At 64.0% G+C, this 22,212-nt stretch carries 18 protein-coding genes; 5 read left to right on the forward strand and 13 right to left on the reverse strand.

From position 1 onward, the window contains the following. Positions 1-3: 3 nt before the first annotated feature. From ACOGI7_RS01970 to ACOGI7_RS01980, 3 genes are all read right to left on the reverse strand, one after another. Positions 4-1,875 carry an ATP-binding cassette domain-containing protein gene (locus ACOGI7_RS01970; RefSeq protein ID WP_419850251.1) on the reverse strand — a complete coding sequence of 624 codons (1,872 nt, stop codon included), beginning with the start codon at positions 1,873-1,875 and terminating at the stop codon, positions 4-6. After that, a complete protein-coding gene (locus tag ACOGI7_RS01975) occupies positions 1,872-2,735 on the reverse strand; it encodes an ABC transporter permease subunit (RefSeq protein WP_419850252.1) in 864 nt (287 codons plus the stop codon). The genes ACOGI7_RS01970 and ACOGI7_RS01975 overlap by 4 nt, the downstream gene beginning before the upstream one ends. A 123-nt stretch (positions 2,736-2,858) precedes the next feature. After that, positions 2,859-4,193 (reverse strand): ABC transporter substrate-binding protein, encoded by a 1,335-nt coding sequence (locus tag ACOGI7_RS01980; protein WP_419850253.1) that lies wholly within the window; start codon positions 4,191-4,193, stop codon positions 2,859-2,861. Between the two features lie 288 nt (positions 4,194-4,481). On the opposite strand from ACOGI7_RS01980, the gene ACOGI7_RS01985 reads away from it, so the two are divergent. Further along, complete coding sequence (locus ACOGI7_RS01985) at positions 4,482-6,098, forward strand: acyl-CoA synthetase (protein ID WP_419850254.1); 1,617 nt, start codon at positions 4,482-4,484, stop codon at positions 6,096-6,098. Positions 6,099-6,121: 23 nt separating this feature from the next. On the opposite strand, the gene ACOGI7_RS01990 is transcribed toward ACOGI7_RS01985, so the two are convergent. From ACOGI7_RS01990 to ACOGI7_RS02030, 9 genes are all read right to left on the reverse strand, one after another. Beyond that, positions 6,122-7,258 (reverse strand): histidine kinase, encoded by a 1,137-nt coding sequence (locus ACOGI7_RS01990; protein WP_419850255.1) that lies wholly within the window; start codon positions 7,256-7,258, stop codon positions 6,122-6,124. After that, a complete protein-coding gene (locus ACOGI7_RS01995) occupies positions 7,255-7,872 on the reverse strand; it encodes a response regulator (RefSeq protein ID WP_419850256.1) in 618 nt (205 codons plus the stop codon). The genes ACOGI7_RS01990 and ACOGI7_RS01995 overlap by 4 nt, the downstream gene beginning before the upstream one ends. A gap of 11 nt (positions 7,873-7,883) precedes the next feature. Then, complete coding sequence (locus ACOGI7_RS02000) at positions 7,884-9,044, reverse strand: histidine kinase (protein ID WP_419850257.1); 1,161 nt, start codon at positions 9,042-9,044, stop codon at positions 7,884-7,886. Next, positions 9,032-10,591 carry an amidase gene (locus ACOGI7_RS02005; protein WP_419850258.1) on the reverse strand — a complete coding sequence of 520 codons (1,560 nt, stop codon included), beginning with the start codon at positions 10,589-10,591 and terminating at the stop codon, positions 9,032-9,034. The genes ACOGI7_RS02000 and ACOGI7_RS02005 overlap by 13 nt, the downstream gene beginning before the upstream one ends. A 120-nt stretch (positions 10,592-10,711) precedes the next feature. Continuing rightward, positions 10,712-11,479, reverse strand: a complete 768-nt coding sequence (locus tag ACOGI7_RS02010; protein ID WP_419850259.1) for an SDR family NAD(P)-dependent oxidoreductase — start codon at positions 11,477-11,479, stop codon at positions 10,712-10,714. A 60-nt stretch (positions 11,480-11,539) separates the two neighbouring features. Beyond that, a complete protein-coding gene (locus ACOGI7_RS02015) occupies positions 11,540-12,214 on the reverse strand; it encodes a phosphoadenylyl-sulfate reductase (RefSeq protein WP_419850260.1) in 675 nt (224 codons plus the stop codon). 37 nt (positions 12,215-12,251) lie between these two features. Continuing rightward, a complete protein-coding gene (locus ACOGI7_RS02020; RefSeq protein ID WP_419850261.1) occupies positions 12,252-14,036 on the reverse strand; it encodes a nitrite/sulfite reductase in 1,785 nt (594 codons plus the stop codon). Positions 14,037-14,194: 158 nt separating this feature from the next. Continuing rightward, positions 14,195-15,568: a class II 3-deoxy-7-phosphoheptulonate synthase gene (locus tag ACOGI7_RS02025; RefSeq protein WP_419850262.1), complete on the reverse strand. Its 1,374-nt coding sequence runs from the start codon at positions 15,566-15,568 to the stop codon at positions 14,195-14,197. A 54-nt stretch (positions 15,569-15,622) separates the two neighbouring features. After that, positions 15,623-16,456 (reverse strand): sigma-70 family RNA polymerase sigma factor, encoded by an 834-nt coding sequence (locus tag ACOGI7_RS02030; protein WP_419850263.1) that lies wholly within the window; start codon positions 16,454-16,456, stop codon positions 15,623-15,625. 184 nt (positions 16,457-16,640) lie between these two features. Here ACOGI7_RS02030 and nadD point away from each other — a divergent pair, with 184 nt between their 5' ends. The 3 genes from nadD (at position 16,641) to rsfS (ending at position 18,828) form a co-directional block, all read left to right on the forward strand. After that, positions 16,641-17,213, forward strand: a complete 573-nt coding sequence (nadD, locus tag ACOGI7_RS02035; protein WP_419850264.1) for a nicotinate-nucleotide adenylyltransferase — start codon at positions 16,641-16,643, stop codon at positions 17,211-17,213. Next, positions 17,206-18,375 carry a LytR C-terminal domain-containing protein gene (locus tag ACOGI7_RS02040; RefSeq protein WP_419850265.1) on the forward strand — a complete coding sequence of 390 codons (1,170 nt, stop codon included), beginning with the start codon at positions 17,206-17,208 and terminating at the stop codon, positions 18,373-18,375. The genes nadD and ACOGI7_RS02040 overlap by 8 nt, the downstream gene beginning before the upstream one ends. Positions 18,376-18,447: 72 nt before the next feature. Further along, entirely contained in the window at positions 18,448-18,828 is a 381-nt protein-coding gene (rsfS, locus tag ACOGI7_RS02045; protein WP_419850266.1) for a ribosome silencing factor, read from the forward strand. 148 nt (positions 18,829-18,976) lie between these two features. Here rsfS and ACOGI7_RS02050 read toward each other — a convergent pair whose 3' ends face one another. Next, a complete protein-coding gene (locus ACOGI7_RS02050) occupies positions 18,977-20,674 on the reverse strand; it encodes an N-acyl-D-amino-acid deacylase family protein (protein WP_419850267.1) in 1,698 nt (565 codons plus the stop codon). 117 nt (positions 20,675-20,791) lie between these two features. On the opposite strand from ACOGI7_RS02050, the gene ACOGI7_RS02055 reads away from it, so the two are divergent. Continuing rightward, positions 20,792-22,210, forward strand: coding sequence for an MFS transporter (locus tag ACOGI7_RS02055; RefSeq protein ID WP_419850268.1), 1,419 nt, complete (start codon positions 20,792-20,794; stop codon positions 22,208-22,210). Positions 22,211-22,212 lie beyond the last annotated feature (2 nt).

Genomic DNA, 22,212 nt, shown 5'->3' on the forward strand with positions numbered 1-22,212 from the left:
GGCTCACTCCCGTCCCAGGTAGATGTCGAGGATGCGTTCATCGCGGGATAAGTCATCGAAGCTGCCCTGGGTGAACAGCCGTCCCCGGTGCAACACGGTGACGGGAGCGCCGAGTTGGCGCACGAACTCCATGTCGTGCTCGACCACGATGACCGACGCCCATTCGCCAAGTTGGGAAACCAGCTCCCCGGTTCGCCGGGTTTCTTCCCGGGTCATCCCCGCGGTGGGTTCGTCGAGCAGCACAACGCAGGGGTTGGTTGCCACCACCATTCCGATCTCCAGCCACTGCTGTTGCCCGTGTGACAGGGTTCCCGCTGGGCTCTGCGCGTGACCGCCGAGTTCAAGCCACTCCAACAACTGCTCGGTGCGAACGTCGGCTGTGGCCCGGTTGTGGGGCATGGCGAAGCAGGCCAGCCACAGATTCTCCCTTACGGAGAGCTCCTTGTAGATGGACGCCACTTGAAGCTTGACGCCGATCCCCTGTCGGGCCCGCTGAAAGGCCGGCCACTTGGTGAGGTTCTGCTCGTCCAGCAGCACCAATCCGTCGGTCACCGAATATTGCCCCGAAAGCAGCCCGAAAAGGGTGCTCTTGCCTGCCCCATTCGGCCCGATCAAGCAGGACACTCCCGTTGAGGGGAACTCAAGGGTCACATTGTCGACCGCGGTGAGACCTCCGAAGCGCTTGGTGACCATGCGGGTGGCGATCGGGGAGTTGGAGCGCTTTCCGTTGGCCTCCGCCATCCAGTCGAGCACCGGTGGTGTCGCAGGTTGGACTTGGGAGGCTTGCGCAGAATCAGGGGAAGCGGGGGGCGCGGACCAGCGGTTTGCTGCTTTGCTGCTCGCGACCGCCCAAGCCTTTGCCGCATTGGCAACCACCCCTCCGGGTAGGAACAGCACGATGAAGATCAGGATCGCGCCCAGAACGATCGGCTCGTTGTTGCCGTCTGATCCTCCTGCCCAGGAAGAGAGTCCCTCGACGATCAGCACACCGATGAAGGCGCCGGCAACGCTGAATCGACTGCCGACCAATATCCAGATCACCACCAGGGCCGCAGGGGTGAGTGAGAACACCGGAGGACTGATGAATCGGCCCCATGCCGCGAACAGGGCACCGGCGAACGCGGCGATGCCCCCTCCGATGGTGAACAGCGCCAGCTTGTGGGCTCGGACGTTGTAGCCGGTCAACTCGGTGCGGAGCTCGTTGTGCTGCATCGCCACTGCGATGCGTCCGAATGAGCGCCGAGAGAGCACCCGGATCCCCACTGCGATCACCAATCCGGCCGCCACGCACACGACGAAGAACTGGACCCTGGTGAGCTCATGGCTGGCACCGCCGGGCAGTCGCCAAGTGAGGCGCGGAATGCGGGTCATGCCGTTGTATCCCCCGAAGGGAGCGTCTCCGATCCGATATTCCGAGCCTGAAGTGGAGTTGACAAACGCGAACAAGACCAGGCTGGTGGCCAAGGTGATGATGGCGACGTACACGTTGGTGACGTTGCCGTAGAACATGAAGTAGCCCAGAAGCCCGGCGAACGCCGCGCCCACCACAACGGCCGCCGCAACGGCGGTGAGCGATTCACCGGTGTTGTCGGCGAAGTTGATGGCCCAGAACCCGTAGGTGTAGCCGCCGATGCCGTAGATGGCGGCTTGGCCGAAGCTGAAAATGCCGCCGTAGCCCCAGATCAGCACCAGCGAGAGGGCCAAGATCGCCTGAATCGCCCATAGGGACCATTCGAAGGCGGTGAACTCTTCCACCAGGTTTCCGAGGGTCGCGGCGGCTGCCAGGGCCAGCCCGGCCACCGACAGATCAGTGCCCAGCGAGCCCCGGGCCGATCGGGCCCCGGTGCCGGCAAGCCTGGTCAGATGGGCCATCATCGGCTGTCGCGCCTTCCGGTGAGTCCTTGGGGCATGAACCGCAGGATGACGATCGCGGCGATTAGCAGCATGGCCTGCCCGATCACCGGGGTGAAGCGGTTGGTGGCCACGTTCTCCACCAGCCCCAGCAGCCCGCTGGCCGACACCGTGCCGGCGATGAACGACGGGCCCCCCACAATCACCGTCATGAACGATCGGGCGACGTAGGTGTGTCCCATGGTGGGAATGACCCCCACCAGCGGGGCCAGCAGCGCACCAGCCGCCCCGGCGAGGGCGGACCCCAGTCCGAAGGTCCACATGTTGATCAACGAGGTGTTGACTCCCAGTTCCTGGGCCATAGTCGGCGACTGAGTAGCCGCTCTGGCCAGCAGCCCGTACCGTGTCTTCCGCATCACGGTGAAGGTGCCCGCGGTGAGTGCCGCAGCCGCTCCCATGAGGATCAGGTTGTAGGCCGACATGGAGAATTCGCCGACGGTGAAGCTGCCCACCGGAACCCGGATTCCTTCTGTAACCGATCCATAGTGGTTGTCGACTACTTGGACCAGGATCAGCGACACCCCCCAGGTGGCCAGCATGGTGTCGAACAGGCGGCCGTAGAGCCGTCGAATGAGCAGACGCTCCAGCACGATGCCGAAGACTCCGACAGACAATGCGGCGATCAGCATGGCCAGCCACACGTTCAACCCGCTACGAACCCCGGAGAGCGTGGCGAACGCGCCCAGCATGATGAACTCGCCATGAGCCAGGTTGATGATGCCCCGCATTCCGAAGATGACCGCGAGCCCGATGGACACCAAGAGCAGGATGGAGATCCCTGAGAAGAGATCGAAGCCGAGGTTGAAGAGTCGGTCAAGGGCCATTTAATCGGAGTCTCCCAGGATGCGCTCCGGAGGGCGAGAAACTGGCAAAGAGCCCGGCGGGGAGGGTGCTCGGCACCCTCCCCGCGGGTGGCAGGGCCACTCCCAGCCCGGAGGGGGGCAGGCTTAGTTGGGAGTGAACTGCTCGTTGGTGTCCGGATTGGCAATCAGGTCGCACGACTCTTGCTCGAACGACGGCGGGATGTTGTCAAAGGTCTCGAAGACGTCGAAGCCCCCGGAATCATTGGTGCGGGCCAGACTCACCGGTTGGACCATGTGGTGGGATCCGCCGTCGAGGGCCACTATGCCCTTGGGGCTGTCAAAGCTGACTCCGCTCTCAAGCTGGGCGATGACGGCGTCGCGCTCCAGGGTTCCGGCGGCATTCACCGCGTCGGCCCAAAGATGCCAGCCCTCCCACACGTAGACCGCCAAGTCGGTGATATAGGGGTAATCGTCGCCGTATTCGGCCTCCCAGGCGGCCACGAAAGCCCTGTTCTGCGGAGTATCGAGCTCCTCGAAGTATGGGTAGGCCACGATGATGTTCTCGGCGGAAACGGGATCGAGGGCCACTTGCTCGTTGCCGAGCCCGAAGGTCGTGGACACCACAGGGATGCTCTCGTTGACGCCGGCAGCGGCATATTGGCTGTAGAACGACATGTGGGCGCCGCCGACGAGCAAGGACATCACCGCATCAGGTTCCGCGCTCTGCACGGCAGAGATGGTCGTGCCGAATTCGGCGACATCAAGCGGGAAGAAGTCCTCGCCCACGATCTCGCCGCCGTGCTCTGCGGCGTAGTGCCTCACCCAGTCAGCGGAGATCTGGCCGTAGTTGTAGTCGGCGGCCAGGATGTACATACGGGGTCCGATGTTCTCGATCGTCCAGGGGATGAGCACCTGAAGCTGCTGGGTGGGCACAACCCCCGTGACAAAGGTGTTGCGATCGCACACACCGCCCTCGTAGAGAACGTTGTAGAAATACAACAGCTCAGCCTCGCCAAATGTCGGTCGAATCGCTTCTCGGGACGCGCTGGTAATGCCGGCGTGCACCACGGCGAGGTCTTCGGCGACGAGCCGGTCGGCGCCGGTGATGTACTCGTTCTGATCCGACTTGGAGTCGAGGGCGACGAGCTCGAGTTGGCGGCCGAGCACACCGCCCTTGGCATTGATGTCGGCGATGGCCAGACGGGTGGCATCGACCATGGGCGTGCCGTAGATGTTCAGAGGACCGGTCTCGTCGAGCAGGCTCCCCACTCTGATCGGCTCGCTGGTGCTCTCGTCGGCGCTCGGCGCTTCTTCTTCCTCGTCGCTGCTGGCCGGAGCCTCGGTTGGCTCCGGCTCAGGTGCGGGATCATCCTCGGCGGGCGCGGGTTGCTCCACCTGGCTGGCTTGGTCTCCGGCAGGCTCGGTCTGGTCATCGTCATCGTTGCCGCAAGCCGCGGCGAACAGAGCAAACGCGAACAAGACTGCGGCGATCCGCAGCCACCGACTCCTAATACGGTGTTCTCTTGGAGCATTCATTGGCAGTGCAATTCCTTCCTTGAGCTGGGGACCCCGAAATCCGGCAACCCCAGGTGGCTGCTTTCGAGCACGAATCACTCGAATGAAGCCCAAAGTTGTGCAACCCGAGTTCACCGCGACCTCGGATGTCTCGTAACCCGCGATTGCAGGATTGGAGCCAACTACCCGCGAATGAAGGTTGGCCGCAGGTTCGAGGGCGCTTGAGGGTGTGAATCCTGAAAGGGGGCCACCATGTTGACGCGAGACAGCTACGAACAGCTTCGCTCAACGTTTTCGCTCGACGTGCCGCCGCGATTCAACTACGTCCGTGATGTCGTTGACCGCTGGGCCTCATCTCAACCTGACAAGCTCGCTCTTATCGCCGTTGAGCCCGATGGGACCACGGCGAACCGGTACACGTTCGCCGACATTTCGACCCGAGCTTCCATAGCCGCCGACCTGCTCGCCGAACTAGGTGTCAAAAAGGGCGATCGGGTCTTTATCATGTTGCCGCGAATCGTGGAGTGGTACGACGCATTGCTCGGCTGCATCAGGCTGGGAGCGATCCCGATGCCCGCCACGATGCAGCTAACGGCCAAAGACGTCGCGTATCGCGTCCAGAAGGCCGAGGCATTGGTGGCCATCACCGATGGCGAAGGCTTTGCTGCCGTGACAGCAGCATTGGGCGAATGCCCCACGGTCAATGCCCGAATCATCGTCGGAGAGCCCCGGAGCGACTGGACCTGCTACCGCGATGCTGTCCTCGTTGATCGCGCCAGCTCCGCAATTGAGGACACGGCGCCGGATGACCCGATGCTGATCTACTTCACCTCCGGCACTGAGTCCTATCCGAAGATGGTGCTTCACACCCAGGCCTCTTACGGCATAGGCCACGAGATCACTGCACGCTTCTGGCACGATCTGGGCGAATCCGATATCCACTGGACGGTCTCGGACACCGGATGGGCGAAGGCTGCCTGGGGCAAGCTCTTCGGCCAGTGGCGCCTCGGTGCTTCCGTGTTGATGTGGAACATCATCGGCAAGCCCGACTTCGACCGCATGCTCCGCATCATCGGCGAGCAAGGCGTCACCACCCTCTGCGCGCCGCCGACGCTGTACCGGGCGTTTGCCCAGATGGACCTCTCGCAGTATGAGCTGTCGGGACTCCGGCACTCGACTGCTGCCGGAGAACCGCTCAACCCCGAGGTCATCAAGGTCTGGCACAACGCCACGGGACTCCAAATCTACGACGGCTATGGGCAAACAGAGACCGTGAATATCGTCGCAAATATTCCGGGCATCGAGGTGCGCCCCGGCTCGATGGGCCTCCCTGCTCCCGGTTTCGACGTCCAGATCGTCGACGACGACGGAAATATCGTGAACGACGGCGACGAGGGCAATATCGCAGTACGCATAGAGCCCGAGCGCCCCGTTGGCTTGTTCAAGGAGTATTGGCGCGACCCGGAGAAGAACGCGCAGGTGTTTCGCAACGGCTGGTATCTCACTGGAGACCGGGCCACTCGTGACCGCGACGGCTACATATGGTTTGTGGGTCGCGCTGACGATGTGATCTTGTCATCCGCTTATCGCATCGGGCCGTTCGAGGTGGAGTCGGCTCTGCTCGAGCATGCCGCCGTGGCCGAGGCAGCGGTGGTAGGGAGGCCAGACCCGGCGCGTGGGGAAATCGTCAAGGCATTCGTCATCCTTGCCGACGGATTCCTGCCCACCGCAGAGCTGGGCGAACTGCTCAAGGAGCACGTGAAGGCCACAACAGCACCGTACAAGTACCCACGTGAAATCAAGTTCGTCGACGAACTGCCCAAGACCGTCTCAGGCAAAATAAGGCGAGTTGAGCTCCGCGGGCAGTAGTCGGAAAATCAGGTGGCTTGGCGCTATTCGGCGACCAGTCTCGCCTGGATCATGTTGGTGCCGTCGGCGGCAGCTTGCACCTGAATCGAATCCGCGCCCGAGTGGAGATGCTGCCTCATTGTCGCAATCAACTCATCCACCTCAGGGCCGCTCGATGCTGTGCCGCCATCGTGTTGCACAGTGAGCACGAGCTCGCTGGCCCCGAATTCTGCGCAGAGAATGGTGATTTTGACGTCGGCCTGGGTCTCCAGCCAGCGCAAGATGACCCGTGCCAACTGCACGGCAGGAAATTCGAACGGCGCGATTGCCTCGCATGCTGTGCCCTGGAAAATTGGCTGCGACCACACCCCTGTTCGAGTTGAATAGTCTTGGAGCTCTTGCAGCAGGGCGACGGGAAGCGCTTCGTCATAGGTCTGCGGCGACAGAACGTGAAGGGCCCGGCGGAGGTTCCCGGCCGCGTCTTGAACCTGCTGTTCGATCTGTTCGGCCAATTCGAACAGGGCCGAATTGTCGCCTCCCGCAGCTCGTAGTTGTGTGGCTGACACACCCATGCTGAACAGCAATTGGCCGACTTCGTCGTGAAGGTCACCGGCAATGCGATGGCGCTCGGTAGCCACCAAGTATTTCATGATCGCCTCGGTTCCAATCGCTGCCCTGAAGGCTGGTGCTGAAGCGTCTGCGGCCTGTCGCATTACTCGCAGCGATCGGTCTCCGATGCTTCCAACGGAGCGAACGCCGGCGTAGAGCACGCCGAGCACATCATCCCCGCTGGCCACGGGAACCGCGGCTATGCCGCCAATCCCCTCGCCCCTTGAGACAACGTCGACAAAGTCTCGGGTGATCTGAGGATCAGTGGCGTAGTCCTCGACGACAATCGAGCCGCCCGTTGACATCACTCTTCCCCCCAGCCCTTGCCCGGCGCAGAAACTGAGCTGATCGAAGTCTCTCGTCCGAGTTCCCCGCGAAGCCTGCATCGACATCGATGTTGACGACGGCGCATCGCAAACCGCGACGCTGGTCAGCGGCAGCCCGAGACACTCGGTAAGCATCTCGACCGTTTGCTCGGCTTGAGCCCGGACATCAACCATCCCTGCAAGTGAGTAGGAAAGACGGCGAAGAAGATCGACGACTTCATCATCGGCGCGGGGCTCACCAGTCATAGCAGTCGCAACTGTCTGGCCGTCGCCAAGGCCTCGATCCGATTGCGGGCGTGCAACTTGGTGAGCAGCGATTGGATGTAGGAGCGGACGGTGTTTTCGGCCAGATGCAATTCGGTCGCGATCTCTTTACTGGTCAGGCCGAGGGCCATGACACACAGCACCTCGTATTCCCGCAGGGTCAGCGATTCGTAGAATCCTCCGTTCTTGCCCAGCGAGACTGCTCGCGTGTGGGGATCTTCCACGAGTGAGGGATCGACGAACAGCTCGCCGGCGAGCACTTTCCTCAGCGCATCGACGAGGTTGCTGCCATCCTTGAGCACGACTCCCACCGCGCCGGCGTTCAGACACGCCCGAAGGGGCTCGCGGTCGTCGAACGCGGTGTGGATCAGGATACGGGAATGGCCTGACACGTCGGTCAGTGATCGGCACAGATGCGGGGCGAAGTTGTCGCCGAGCTTCAAATCCAAGATGACCACATCGGGCGCCAGCGACTTCGCCAACTCAACACCGTCTGCGCCCGTCATCGCCTCGCCGACCAATGTCAGATCAGGCTCGTTCGCCAAGAGCTGCCGCACGCCGTCGATCACTACGGGGTGGTCGTCGATCACCAACACTGACGCACCCATTACGCGGCCTCAAGCGGCAGCGAGATCCGAACGATCGTCCCGCCGTCCTCTCCTGCCGCCACTTCGAGGTCACCGCCTTGGCGCTGCGCCTGTCTCAGGATCGAGGCGAGTCCCCAATGGCGATCACCGCGCGGAATGACTTGCAGCTCGAAATCATCGGGCAGCCCGCGGCCGTCATCTTGGATTACCAACGAAACCCTGGTTGCCTCAAAGTGAAGCGTCACCACCACGAGCGATGCAGATGCGTGCTGCTCGATATTGAATAGCGCCTGCCGCGCTGCGCCGATGAGCGCCGCTTCGGCTGGTGTGGGCAGCGGGCGCATGTTGCCTCGGACCATGAGGTGGACCTTGAGGTCCGATCGCGACTGGAGGTCGTCGGTCTCGCGTTGCAAGGCAACTGCTACTGCCTCTGTCTGCGAGCTCGGCGCCATAACCTTGAAGGCTTCGCGCATGCGCTTTGTCGCTTCTTGCGCCTGTTCTTCGATCCCCACTGCTACCTGGGCCAAGTGCTCATCTCCACTGTCGCGGAGGCGTTGTGCTGCGACGCTGATCGAGAAGAGGAGCTGGCCAACGTCATCATGCAAATCACTGGCAATCCGCTGGCGCTCCGCATCAACTCGCTGTTGTATCGCAGTCGAAGCGCGAATCGATGCCGCCATCATGGGAGCGATATTTGCGGCGGCTTCGGCGAGAATGGTCTTGGCGCGATCACCGATAGAACCAATGGATCGGATCCCTCCGTAGAGAATTCCCACCAGTTCGGTGTCGTACTCAACGGGAACCGCCAGCATCCCGCCGAGTCCCTCGGCATTGACGACATCTACGAAGTGATTCGTGATCCGGGGATCGTCGGCGTAATTCTGCACCTCGATCTGTCGCCGCTCGACCATCACCCGGCCACCGAGTCCTTTTCCGGTTGAGACTTGGACTTGGCGAAATCGGTCGTTGCGGGCCCCGTGTACGCCCCGCATGGCAAACAGGGATGAGCCTTCTCGAACCGCAACCGATACGAGCGGAAGGCCCAGTATCCGATAGAGATCGACTGCGGTCCTCTGGGCGAGGGCCCCAGGGTCCAAGAACCCCACCAAATCCTCGCTCAGCAGGGCAAGTCGCTCAAGGTCGTCAGCATCCGCCAGTTCGATTGCGCCTAGGTACTGCATCCGGCTCGGGCCTTCTGGGCCATTGGTGACAAGGCGAAACCGCCCACATGGTTCTCATAGGCGCGCCCGACTCTCAAGAGCGTCGCCTCGTCCCACTGCTTGCCGACAATGCTCATGCCAACCGGCATCCCTTGTCCACCGGCGACGGGAATCGTCAGATCCGGATTGCCGGTCACATTCGACACCGAAGTGTTCGGGATCATCTCTAGGGCCCTTGCCACGTACTCGTCGACTGGGGCATCGCTCGATGGGATGGCTTTGGCGGCGAACGGCAGAGTCGGATAGCAGAGGACATCGTACTTCTGGAGGGCGCGATCCACAGCGGCGTTGATCTGGGGCCGCACATTGGAGGCGCGGGCGTAAGCGCCGCCACCGGTGCGGTCGGCCATGTACTCCGCGCACAAGATCACAAATTTCAAGGTCTGCGACACAAGGTGGGCTTTGGATTCCCACCCGCGCTTGGTGTACTCGATCTGCTCAGGATCGAACAGGCCTCTGTAGTTCATGCCGTAGCCGTTGCCGCGGATCATCTGCCACATCGCTCCGTCAGTGGCAATGACATTCCAGACGTGCAATGCGTCGCGGTGCTCGGGCATGGAGAAGGTCTCAACGGTGGCGCCGAGGTCCGCGAGACGACTCGCGCTGGCTTCGACAATCGAGTCTGAGACAGGATCGCTGAGGTTCTCCCATCCGAACCCTTCCGACACGACGCCCACTCTCAGGCCTTCGATTCCGTCTTCGATTCCCTCGGCATAGTCGATGCCAAAGAGGGCATTGGGTTGGCGGGGATCGTTGCCGTCTGGACCGGCAATGGCTGTCAAGAACGTTGCGAGATCGCTCATGTTTCGGGCCACTGGGCCGACATGATCGATGGTCCACTCGATGGGGTAGATGCCGGTGTACGGCACGAGGCCGAACGTGGGCTTCAGCCCGCAAGTGCCTGAGAACGCCGACGGAATCCTGATCGAACCGCCCTGGTCAGCGGCGATGGCCATGTCGACTTCGCCGGCGGCAACCAATGCGCTGCTTCCGCCGGACGAGCCTCCGGCAGTCTTTGACGTATCCCACGGGTTCCTGATCGGAGCGAGGGCTGAGGTGTGGCTGGCGCCCGAGAAGCAAAGGTCTTCGCACGCGGCCTTGCCGATGATTCTTCCGCCCGCGTCAAGGATTCGGCGAACGACAGACGCGTCGACGGTGGGGACATAGCCCTCAAGGATCCGCGACCCATTCATCATGGGAACTCCCGCCACAGCGGCGTTGTCCTTGATGGCGAAGGTCTTGCCGGCAAGCGGGCCTGTTTTCTTCTCCTGGATGTCGCATTTGACGTACCAGGCTCCCAGTTCGTTGTCGGCGTCATCGGGCCTATTGCTGTCGCGGATGGGTGCCGAAGCTCTGGACTCGTCATACATTGCGTCGACATGGTCATAAGAGCCCAAGGCACCTGCCACCAGCGCCTGGTGAATCTCGAGTTGATCTTGTCCAAGGCCGAGGCCCCACCGGTCGGCTATTGCTCGGAGCTCATCAAAATCAGGTGTCGGAATAGCCATATGCGCTCCTCTAGTCTTGACCCCAAGCCCACTTGTTTGATCAAACGTAGTTGTGGGAGGGAATACGTCAAGACCCGCGATTGCAGGTATCAGATGGGAGCAGTTCGCCTGGCTCCAAACTCAGTCGTGGCTGGTGACGCCCCCGTCAACGATGAGGGTGGTGCCGGTTACGAAGCCGGCCTCATCGGACATCAGGAAGCGGACTGCCTTGGCGATGTCTTCGGGGATGCCCACCCGGCCCAGCGGGGACTTTTCCACGCAGGCGGCCTTGGTCGGGGCGTCAGCCATCATCTGGGCCGTCATCGGCGTTTCGATGTAGCCAGGGCACACCGCGTTCACCCGGATGCCGTCGGGGCCGAGGTGGTTGGCCAGCGACTTGGTTACCCCCACCACGCCGTGCTTGGAGGCGGTGTAGGACGGAATTGTCGGGCTGCCCACCACCGACATGATGGAGCCGATTCCCACAATGGCCGACCCCTCATGGCTGCGCAGGTCGCCCAACAGGGCCTTGGCCACGAACACCTCGGCCCGCAAGTTCACCCCTAGCACCGAGTCCCAGATCTCTTCAGTGAGATGGTCGATGTCCATGGCGGTCACGATGCCAGCAGCATGGACCAGGCCTCCGATGCTGCCCAGCGCCTCCCGGGCGGAGGTCACCGCGACGGCCACCGCCGCGCTGTCGGTCACGTCCAAGCCAACCGAGTGGGTTGCCACCCCGCAGTCGGCTGAGATGGAGGCCGCCGCTTCGGCCGCCCCCTCGCCGTTGAGGTCCCACAGCGACACCGGTCGTCCAACCTCGGCAAGGGCGCGAGCACAGGCTCGACCTATTCCGGACCCCCCACCAGTGACCACGACCCCGGTATTCGGCGACATATCCAAAGCAGACATGGCGGACACCCTACGCGGTGGCCGGGATGAAGATGACTTCAATCGAGAGGCCGAAAGCGCCTAATCGTGCAGGCCGCACTCGGTTTTGTCGGTGCCAGCCCAGCGGCCGGAGCGGGGGTCGTTGCCGGGGGCCACTGGTTTGGTGCAGGGCATGCAGCCGATTGAGGGATAGCCCCGCTCCAACAGAGGATTGAACGGAACCCGGTGCTCGGCCATGTAGTCGTTCACCTGCTCGTCGGTCCAGGTGGCGATGGGGTTCAGCTTCACCAGACCCCGCAGGTCGCGCACCACGATGGGGGCCGATGCCCGGGTGACGGCCTCCACCCGGCGAAGGCCGCTCATCCAGGCCGCCTTGCCGGCGAGCGCCCGGTCGAGTTGGCCGGCCTTGACCGCGGAGCAGCAGTTCTCTGGGTCCATGTTCCAGAGATCGGGGTCATGGCGGGCCACGGTCATGAGCCGCAGGTTCAGGCCGTAGTGGCGCCGCACCCGCTCGACCGTCTCCAGCGTCTCGGGGAAATGGAAGCCGGTGTCGATGAACACCACCTCGATGGCCGGGTCCACTTTCACGGCCAAATCGATCAGCACGGCATCAGTCATCGACGCGGCCAGCGCCAAGTGGGGAGAGAAGTTGTCCACCCCCCACTGGATGACCTTTTCCGCAGGCAAGTGCTCGAACTCCTCGTTGAGAGCAGCTAGTTCTGCGTCGGTAAACGACGGAACAGTCAGGTTGGGCATTCAGAGTCGCCAATCGGGGTGCAGGTTGCGGAAGAGCTCAGGTGGCGCATTCCGAGTCGCCGATCACCGCTTCATAGGGGCCAGTCTCGTCGTAATCGACGTAGAACTCGGGTCCGTCGTCGGGCAAGGGGAACTCGTCCAAGTCGGTCAGCGTCTTGCCCACCTCACGGGATCCGCCCTTGCGCTCCAGCCAGTGGCGGAACTCTTCCCCGGCTTCCCTCTCGGCGGTGAATTGGCGCACCACCCGCACCACCGCTTCGGGAGCATTGCGGGCGGGAAGACGCAGGGCCTTGGTGCCGAAGTGGATCTGCGAGTCGCCCACATAGCCGCCGAGCAGCATCTGGTAGCCCGGCGCAGAGCGGCCGTGAGCCCGGCGTTCGGCCCCGAAGAATCCGATGTCGGAGGCGTGGTGCTGGCCGCACGAGTTGGTGCAGCCGGAGATGTTGATCCGCAAACCGCCCACCTCGGCCAAACCCTCTTCGTCTAGGCGATTGCCGATGGCGTCGGCCAACCCCCGCGATTGGGTGACGGCCAGGCTGCAGGTGTCGGCGCCGGGGCAGGCCACCACGTCTCGCAGCAGCTCGGCACCGGCCTCGGCCATGCCGATGGCCGACAGCGCCTCGAAGAGCCGGGGCAGCTGGTGCTCGCTCAAGTCGCGGAAGACGATGTTCTGGCGATTGGTCACCCGGCACTCTGCACCCAGCTCCCGCTGGATGTCGGCCAGGGAGTCGAATTGGTCGGCGGTGATGTCGCCCAGCCGAGCCCAGGCATAAGCCGACACCGTGCCCTTGGCCGCGCCCCGCACCACATTGGCCTGCTCCCACTTCTCGTAGGGTGCCCGGCCGCCGATGGACACCGGAACCCCTTGGCCCACCGGGGTGGCCTCCACCTCGGCATGGCGCCCGGCGGGGGCGTCGCCGTGGACCTTCACCAGGTCGGGGATGCCGCCGGGCCAACTTGAGGAGGCCAGCAGGAACTTGCGCTCCCGGAAGATGCGGCGCTGAAGCTCCTCGAAGCCCAGTTTCTCCACCAGCCACTTCATGCGGGCCCGCAGCTTGTTATCGCGGTAGCCGTCGTGGTCGAACACCCGCAGGCAGGCTTCGATGGTGGGAAGCAGATCTTCTCGGGAGGTGAAGTCTTCCAGAGCCAGCGCGGGGTGGGGGTTGGCCCCCAGGCCGCCGGCCACGAACACCCGGAACCCGGCCTCGACTCCGCCGTCCACCTCCCGGGTGGCGGCAATGATGCCCACGTCGTTGAACATGGCCTGGCCGCAGTCGGTGGCGCAGCCCGAGAAGTTGATCTTGAACTTGCGGGGCAGGCGCTGGGCGTAGGGGTGGCGAAGGAAGTGCAGCGCGGTGGCCCGGGCCCAGGCGGTGATGTCGAGTACCTCGTGGGGGCAGGCGCCGGCCAGGTGGCAGCCCTGCACATTGCGAACAGTGTCGCCGCAGGCCTCCCGGGTGGTGAGCCCCACCGAGGCCAGCACCCGCATCACGTCGGGAACGTCGTCGATCTGCACGTAGTGGAATTGGATGTTCTGGCGGGTGGTGATGTGGCCCCATCCCCGGGAGTAGGTGCGGGCGATGTGGGCCAGGGCCTCGAAGTGCTCAGGGTGGGCGATGCCAGCGGGGATCTTGACCCGCACCATCTGGTTGGTCCCGCCCTGGCGCTGGCCGTAGACGCCGTTGTTCAGGCGGAACACCCGCATCACGTCTTCGGGGATCTCCCCGGCCTTGTAGCGGGCCAGCATCCGCTCAAACTTGTCGATGTCGGCTTGCTGAGCGGGGTCGATTACCGCGGTGTTGTCGATCTGGACCGTGACCATCGGGCTCTCTTCTTCGGTGTATGGGATTTGGGTGGGGTTCAGGCGGGGAACTAAATCGGACTACTTTGATCCGATTAGTTGTTTATCAGGGTAGCGGCCTGAAATCAAATCCCGAGTGATTTGATCTGATTTATCCGAAAAAGGAAATTGTCGCCGCGTCAGTCGCTGAGCCGCTCGGCCAGTCGGAAGGCCAATTCGAGGCTCTGAGGGCCGTTGAGCCGGGGATCGCACATGGTCTCGTAACGGAGTTCCAAGTCGTCGTCGCTGATGGCCTCGGCCCCGCCCACGCATTCGGTCACGTCATCCCCGGTGATCTCCACATGGATGCCACCCGGCCAGGTGCCAGCCTCGGCATGGGCGGTGAAGTAGCGGTCGATCTCGGCCATCACGTCCTCGAAGTGACGGGTCTTGCGCCCGCCGGCGGTGGTGTAGGTGTTGCCGTGCATGGGATCGCATTCCCATAGCACCGGGTGGCCGGCATCGCGCACCGCAGCCAACAGCGGAGGCAGCACTTCGGACACCTTTTTGGCGCCCATGCGGCTGATGAGGGTGAGTCGGCCGGGTATGCGATCCGGGTTGAGAACCTCGCACAGCTCGAGAACCTCAGCCGGCGATGTGGTGGGCCCGAGCTTGCAACCCAGCGGGTTCTTGATGCCCCGCATGAACTCCATGTGGGCCCCGTCGAGCTGGCGGGTGCGCTCGCCGATCCACAGCATGTGGGCCGAGCAGTCGTACCACTGGCCGGTGATGGAGTCTTGACGGGTGAGGGCCTGCTCGTAGTCGAGCACCAGCGCCTCGTGGCTGGTGTAGAAGTCCACTTGATGCAGCTCGGGGGCGTCGGTGGAAATACCGCAGGCGCCCATGAACCGCAGGGCGGCGTCGATGCCGTCGGCCACCTTCTCGTAGCGCCGCCCTTCGGGGCTGGCCGCGATGAACTCCTGATTCCACATGTGGACCTGGCGGAGGTCGGCGTAGCCCCCTTTGGTGAAGGCCCGCAGCAGGTTGAGGGTGGACGCCGACTGGTGGTAGGCCCGCACCAGGCGCTCGGGATCGGCGACCCGGGAGTGCTCGGAGAAGCTGATGTCGTTCACCATGTGGCCTCGGAAGGAGGGGAGCTCCACGTCGTCCACCACCTCAGTAGACGACGATCGGGGTTTGGCGAATTGGCCGGCGATCCGGCCGATCTTCACCGTGGGTACACCGGCGGAGAACGCCAGCACCACGGCCATTTGCAGGATGACCTTGAGCTTGTCGCGGATGCTGTCGGCGGTCACGCCGTCGAACGACTCGGCGCAGTCTCCGGCTTGGAGAACGAAGGCCCGGCCGGCGGCGGCCTCGGCGAGCTGGCTTTGGAGCTGGCGGGCCTCCCCGGCGAAAACCAGCGGAGGCAGCCCGGCGAGGGTTTCGAGCACTATGTCCAGCGACGTCTGGTCGGGCCACTGCGGCTGCTGGGCTGCTGGCCGATCGCGCCAAGACGCGGGTTGCCAGGCGCTCGGGATACTGCTGGCCGCTTCGACTGGGGCCGAACTCATGGCAAAATGCTCGCCTGTCGCCGGGTATTGGGCAAACTGAATTTCTGCGGGCGGCTACGCGGCGTCGATGTCCAGCAGCTCGGCCCGGGCTCGTACCGAGTCCAGCGATCGACCGATGATGCGTCGGATGGCCTCTGAAGTCAGCCCCAGCGCTTCGCCGATCTCTCGGTAGCTGTGCTTTTCCCCGTCGATGAGCCCGTAGCGCATTTCCACTGCGAACCGGGCCCTTTCGTCCAGATCGCTGAGCAGCCCAGCCAGCGTGGCCGACTGGTCGGCGACCAGCGCCAGATCTTCGGGGCCGGGACCGCCATCGGGCTGGAGGTCCACCAGTTCGCTGTTGTTGTCGTCGCCCACTGTTGTGTTCAACGATGTGAGCGAGGTGAGCCGATGGAGTAGGGCGTGCTCAGAGTCGAGCTCTTCACCGCCCCCGGTGGCTTGGCGTATCGCAGCCCGTAGGCTGGCGGCACGCTCGCCGGGAAGCCGGATCAGATTGGCCTTCTGGTCGAGTGCCCGGCCGATGGATTGGCGGATCCAGAACGTGGCGTAGGTGGAGAACTTGAACCCTTTGCGCCAGTCGAATTTCTCCACTGCCCGGTCTAGGCCCAGGTTTCCCTCTTGGACCAGGTCGAGCAGCTCCATGCCGGTGGGCAGGGGGTACTTCTTGGCCACGCTCACCACCAAGCGAAGGTTGGCTCGAATGAAGCGCTCCTTGGCCTTGGCTGCTTCCCGCACTTGGGTGTGCAGCCGGGGATTGCTTTCTCCGGCGTCCAATCGTTCCTGGGCCTCGCGGCCCCGCTCGATCGTTTGGGCAAGCCGTACTTCGTCTTCTTTGGTGAGGAGCGGCACCAAGCCGATTGCGTTGAGGTATTGGCCTGTTGAATCGTCCATTTTTTCCTGTCTTGTTGTCTTCATGAACTGCAACCGATTTGCCCCCTCATTTGTTCCCGGTTGCCTTTCACTATTGACTCGCGAAATTACCGTTGGGTTGCACTGATGCCCGCACGAATTATTCGGCTCGCGGCTGCTCGGGGGGTAACAAGGAACTGGCCCTAGGTTTCGTACACTGCAAACTGTGAGCCACATCGGGATTTTCGGGGGCACGTTCGACCCCGTACATGTCGGTCACATCGCGGTTGCCGTTCGGGTGCGAGCAGCGCTAGAGCTCGATCGGGTTGATCTGGTGGTAGCTCACGAGCCGTGGCAAAAGCTGGACCGACCCCAGCTCAGTCCGGCTCAGGATCGATTGGCCATGGTGGAGGCTGCGGTTGAGGGCATTGACGGGGTGGCGGCCTCATCGGTGGAGATCGACCGGGGTGGGCTTACCTACACGGTGGACACCCTGGAGGCCTACCGGGCCGCCGACCCCGATGGCTCCCTGTTCCTCATTCTGGGCAGCGACGCCGCCGGAGGCCTGGACACTTGGCACCGTTATGAGGAGATGGCCGAGATGGCCGAAGTGGTGGTAGTGGACCGGCCTGGTGCTATGGGGGAGCGCCCGCCGGTAGCCCACCGGGTGGTGGACTGTCCGCTGGTCGACCTGTCCAGCACTCAGGTGCGGGCGTGGGCTGACGCCGGTCAGCCGCTCGACGGCCTGGTTCCTCCCGCCGCGCTGGCCTACTGCCGCCAAAAGAGACTGTATGGGTGATTCCACGCCAAGCGCCGGTGGCGCAGTGCCGAGGAAGGGATCGCCACGCTGGTGGCGCTGGGGCTGGCCGCTGCTGGTGTTGGGTCTAGCCGCCGCGGTGCCGCTGCTGGTGTGGCTGGGGTGGTCGGCCATTTCCAGCAGCAGCGACGGCACGGAGGTGGGCGCCCCGGTCGATCCCGCCGCCCCCGGATACGAGGCTTTTGTAGACCCCACGCCCACGCTGCTATTGATCCATGCCAACGGCGAACTTCTCCACGGGGTCACACTGCTGGCGCTGACTGACCCCAGAGTCGAAGGGGCGGTTCTGTTCATTCCCCCTGAGACGTTGACCTCTGGAGGGTCGATTAGCGAACGCTGGGTCGAGTCGGCCAGCGCGGGAGTAGCCGACTCGATTGCCGAGTTGTTGGATATCCGCCCCGGCGAGACGCAGGTGGTGGACGATGGCAGCTGGGCGGCGTTGGTGTCGGCGGTGGAGCCTATTGCCTTCATCAGTGCTGTTCCGCTCGTTGGGCCTGATGGGGAGACCCGGTTCGGGGCCGGTCTGGTGAACTTGGCCGCGGCCGATGTCGGGCCTTATTTGGCAGGGCGCAGCCCGGGCGAGTCGCCGTTCGATGCCTTGTCTCGTCACCTGTCGTTCTGGGGGGGTTGGCTGAGGCAGGTAGGGGAGTCGACCGCGCCCAACGTCATTCCTGGCGAGACTGACCGAGGGATGGGCCGATTCGGGCGGGCCCTCGCTGCGGGTGAGGTGTTCATGAGCACGATCATCGGGGGGGTCGATGACAGTGGGGCAGTGGTAGTGAATCCGGAGCGGGTTGGCAGGCAGGTGAGGGAGGTCATCCCGTTTCCCATCTCGGCTTCGAGCGGGAGCTTGCCCAGAGTTCGGTTGCTCAACGGCGTTGGAGACCTTGAGCTCACCAAAACTGCGGCTCGAGAGCTCAGCCGGGCCGGTGCGCAGATCACGCGGATCGGAAATGCCGCGGAGTTCGGATGGGAAACCACCAAAGTCGCCTATCACGACGTTGGCTTCGCCGCCTACGCCGAGGCTTACCGAGACGCCTTGGGCGCCGGTTCGGTCATCGCCGAAGAGCTGCCCAATGCCTCCGCTGATATCACGGTGACCTTCGGCGCAGATTTCTCCCATCTGCTGACGGGAGATGGTTAGAGTGAGAGCGTGATGCCTGCATGAGCGCAAAGCCCGCCCCACGACAATTGCGGACAATGACGTGATCGCCACATGAGCGTCAGCACCGCTGACAAAGCGGTCGTGTGGGATTGGGTAAAGGCCGCAGCGGCCGCGGCGGAAGAGGGTCCCGGCGCTGACACAGTCATCATTGATGTGGGCGACGTGCTGGTAATCACCGATCACTTCGTGATCACCAGCGGCGCCAATACCCGGGCAGTGCGGGCGCTGGCCGAGCGGATCGAGGAAGCAGTGGATCTCGGCGGCGGCCCCAAGCCCATCTGCATCGAGGGGCTGTCGGATTACGAGTGGGTGCTGATGGACTACGGCGACTTCGTGGTCCACATTTTCACCGCCTCGGCCCGCGACTACTACGCCCTCGAGCTTCTCTGGAAAGACTGCCCTACCCTGACGTCAAATCCGTTGCCGTCGTAGGGGCAACCCGATACAGTGGCCACGGGTCCCCAACCCGGCTACTGGTCAGAGCATTTGGTCCCGTAGGACGCCGGGTGGGGACCCGCAGCGCGTTTGAACCCTACTGGGAAAACTGGTGTTTTCAATACTGTCAGTAATTTTCAGTCAGTTACTGCTCACGCAGAAGGCGGCCGGGGGAGGTGCCGGTTTCCTTGTCCTCTTGAATGGTGACTTCGCCGTTGACCAGCACGTAGTGGTAGCCGGAGGCCCGCTGCACTCGGCGCCACTCGCCAGCGGGCATGTCGTGGACCTTCTCGCTCGGCCCGATAGCCAGGCTGTCGAGGTCGTACACGATCACATCGGCGGCCTGGCCCGGCGTCAGGGTTCCCCGGTCGGTGAACCCGGCGCATTGGGCGGGAAGCCCGGCCATGCGCCAGTGGGCGTCCTCCAGCGAGATGATCTCCCGGTCGCGCACCCCGTTGATCAGCAGCTCGGTGGGCCACCGACCGGCGGTGAGGAAGCGGGTGTGGGCTCCGCCGTCGGACACCCCGGGCAGCGCCCACTGGTAGTTCAACAGGTCGACCAGATGGTCGGGGTTGTTGAACGAGCCTGAGGCATAGAACGTGGCGGCCAGGTTGTCGGCCACCGCGACGTCAAGCATGGCGTCCACCGGGTGGACTCCCAGATCGGCGGCGATGTCGCCCACCCGGGTCTCGGCGTAGCGCTGGTACTGCGGGCTGGCGGTCTCCAATAGCACGATGTCGGCGATCGGACAGGTGACGGCAATCGACTCTGAGTCCCGCAACGCCGGGCGGCGGGCGGGGTCGGCCAGTTTGGCCAGACGCTCCTCAACCGTGCCCAGCGTGGCCTCCCGCCACGCCTCCATGTCGTCCCACAGATTCCACTCCTCGAAGGTGAAGGCCAGTCCCACGTCGGTGGTCACAGCCTGGCCGTAGATCGGCAGGCCTCGCAGGCGGCAGCTCTCCACCCAGTCGATCTGCTTGAGGTGCTGCTCAGGCCTCTGGGCGTTGGGGGTGATCACGTTGAACAGCACCGGACGGCCGCTGATGTCGGCCAGGCGCTCATAGGTGCGGCGGTGCTCGGTGCGGGTCTCGTCGGCGGGATCGGGGGCGAAGGTGGCCTGGATAAACCCCTGGTTGCGCTCGGCCAGCACCTCAGCCAGCTGGAACAGCGTCTCGTTGGGCATCACGTCGGTGTTCATGGGGTTGCCGTCGTGGTCGCGCTGGACGTTGGAGTCCCGCAGCCGCTGCACCGACCAGCCGCCGGCACCGACGTCCATGGCCTCGTGCAGCAGCGCCCTGAGCTGGGCGTGCTCCTCATCGGTGGGCATCTCGCCGGCCTTGGCCCGCTCGTAGCCCAGCACCCAGTTGAGCGCGGGATTCAGCGGGAAGAAACTCCGCATGTTGACCGCCTTGGGGGTGCGGTCTACCGCATCCAGGAACTCGGGATAGGTGACCCAGTCCCAAGGCATGCCTGCGGCCATGGCGTCGAAGGGAATGGCCTCGGTGCGGGTCATGGTCAGCATGGCCCGCTCCCGGTCTTCGGGGGCAACGGGGGCGAATCCGAAACCGCAGTTGCCGATGACGATCGAGGTCACTCCATGCCAGCCCGACAGCGTGCAGTACGGATCCCAGAACAGCTGGGCGTCGTAGTGAGTGTGGAGGTCGATGTGGCCGGGAGCCACGATCATCCCGTCGGCGTCCAGCACCTCGTCGGCATCGGAGGCCCGGAGCCGCCCGATCTTGGCGATCTTGCCGTCTTTGACGCCCACATCGGCTCGAAGCCGCTGGGCCCTGGTCCCGTCGACCACCATTCCACCGGCAATGATCGTGTCGTACGTCGTCATTTCGTCCCCCTGGTGTGCGGTGACCTTCAGCATACTGAAGCGGCTCGAGCCCGATAATTTCGGCACCCCGTCCATGGGCAGACGGACCACTAGCGTGGCCCCGATGGAAGGCCGCCCGTGGTAGAGCCGGTCGAGCGCCGCTCCTGGCTGGCGCTGGGGGCGGCCACCGCGGCGGCGTTCATGGTGGTGGTGGACGTCTCCATCGTCAACGTGGCCTTCCCGTCGATCCAGAAGTCGCTGGATGCGTCCAATGCCGCGCTGTCGTGGATCGTGAGCGGCTACTCCATCACGGTGGGATCGTTCCTGCTGCTCTCGGGGCGCCTGGCCGACCGCCAGGGGCGGCGCAAGATGTTCAATCTCGGCCTCGTCATCTTCGCCGTTGGCTCGCTGTTCTGCGGGATAGCGCCCCAGGTGGAGGTGCTGATCGCCGCACGGGTGGTGCAGGCGTTGGGCGGATCGCTGATCATGCCGTCGTCGCTGGCCATGGTGCTGCCCGAGTTCCCCGTGTCCCGCCGCTCGGCGGCTATCGGGATGTGGGGGGCGATGGGCGCGCTGGGGGCGGCGTTCGGCCCGTCCATCGGCGCGCTGTTGATCAACGGGCTGGGCTGGCGGTGGATCTTCTACGTCAACCTGCCCATCGCCGCCCTGGTGTTTGCCGCCACCGCCCGGCTGGTGCGGGAGTCGCGCGATGAGGACACCGAGGGCCGCCTCGACGTGGTGGGGGTGCCGGTGGGCACGCTGGCCTTGGCGCTGGTGATGGTGGCCATCGTCCAAGGCGAGGGGTGGGGGTACGGCGACTACCGCATCATTGTCTTCGCCGTGGTGGGAGTGGTTTTGCTGCCGCTGGTGATCTGGCGGTCGCGCTCGCATCCCAATCCGCTGCTCGACCTGAGCCTGTTCAGCTATCGCTCGTTCTCGGCGGCCACCGCCTCCTTCGGCCTGTATGCGCTGGGGTTCGTGCCCGGGTTCTTGATGAGCTCGCTGCTGTTGCAAGACCTGTGGGGCCTCACCGTGCTGGAGGCCGGGCTCGGGCTCACGCCGGGGCCGATCATGGCCTCGGCGCTGTCGGTTCCCATCGGGCGGATGGCCGACCGCTGGGGGCACCGATGGCTGCTGACTTCGGGGGTGGTGCTGTGCGGGGTGTCTTACGCGCTGCTGCTGGTGTGGGCGGGGGAGTCATCGGCGTACTTCTCGGTGTTCCTGCCCGCCAACGTGCTCTTGGGCATCGGCGTGGGGCTGTCCATCGCCACGTTCGTCAGCGCGGCCATGAGCGACGTCCCGCCGCCTCGCTTCGCCATCGCCAACGCCACCACCCGCACCGTTCAACAGGTGTGCTTCGCGCTGGGAATCGCCGTGGTGATCGCTCTGTTCAACTCCGCGCCCAGCGGCGACCCGCTGAGCGGATTCCAGCGGGCCTGGATCTGGGTCATCGCCACCTACGCGGCCTCGGCACTGGTGATCATGGTCGCCTTCCCCTCCGGCACCGCCCTCCTTCGGGGTGGACTGCGGGGCGGCCAATCTGGTGTGAGACGCTAAGG

Source organism: Candidatus Poriferisocius sp. (assembly GCF_965204145.1).
Lineage (GTDB): Bacteria > Actinomycetota > Acidimicrobiia > Acidimicrobiales > Bin134 > Poriferisocius.

Coding starts and splice junctions, on each gene's coding strand:
- ACOGI7_RS01970 (WP_419850251.1), bottom strand. CDS start 1,875: ATGATGGCCCATCTGACCAGGCTTGCCGGCACCGGGGCCCGATCGGCC.
- ACOGI7_RS01975 (WP_419850252.1), bottom strand. CDS start 2,735: ATGGCCCTTGACCGACTCTTCAACCTCGGCTTCGATCTCTTCTCAGGG.
- ACOGI7_RS01985 (WP_419850254.1), top strand. CDS start 4,482: ATGTTGACGCGAGACAGCTACGAACAGCTTCGCTCAACGTTTTCGCTC.
- ACOGI7_RS01990 (WP_419850255.1), bottom strand. CDS start 7,258: ATGACTGGTGAGCCCCGCGCCGATGATGAAGTCGTCGATCTTCTTCGC.
- ACOGI7_RS02000 (WP_419850257.1), bottom strand. CDS start 9,044: ATGCAGTACCTAGGCGCAATCGAACTGGCGGATGCTGACGACCTTGAG.
- ACOGI7_RS02005 (WP_419850258.1), bottom strand. CDS start 10,591: ATGGCTATTCCGACACCTGATTTTGATGAGCTCCGAGCAATAGCCGAC.
- ACOGI7_RS02010 (WP_419850259.1), bottom strand. CDS start 11,479: ATGTCTGCTTTGGATATGTCGCCGAATACCGGGGTCGTGGTCACTGGT.
- ACOGI7_RS02015 (WP_419850260.1), bottom strand. CDS start 12,214: ATGCCCAACCTGACTGTTCCGTCGTTTACCGACGCAGAACTAGCTGCT.
- ACOGI7_RS02020 (WP_419850261.1), bottom strand. CDS start 14,036: ATGGTCACGGTCCAGATCGACAACACCGCGGTAATCGACCCCGCTCAG.
- ACOGI7_RS02025 (WP_419850262.1), bottom strand. CDS start 15,568: ATGAGTTCGGCCCCAGTCGAAGCGGCCAGCAGTATCCCGAGCGCCTGG.
- ACOGI7_RS02030 (WP_419850263.1), bottom strand. CDS start 16,456: ATGGACGATTCAACAGGCCAATACCTCAACGCAATCGGCTTGGTGCCG.
- ACOGI7_RS02040 (WP_419850265.1), top strand. CDS start 17,206: ATGGGTGATTCCACGCCAAGCGCCGGTGGCGCAGTGCCGAGGAAGGGA.
- rsfS (WP_419850266.1), top strand. CDS start 18,448: ATGAGCGTCAGCACCGCTGACAAAGCGGTCGTGTGGGATTGGGTAAAG.
- ACOGI7_RS02050 (WP_419850267.1), bottom strand. CDS start 20,674: ATGACGACGTACGACACGATCATTGCCGGTGGAATGGTGGTCGACGGG.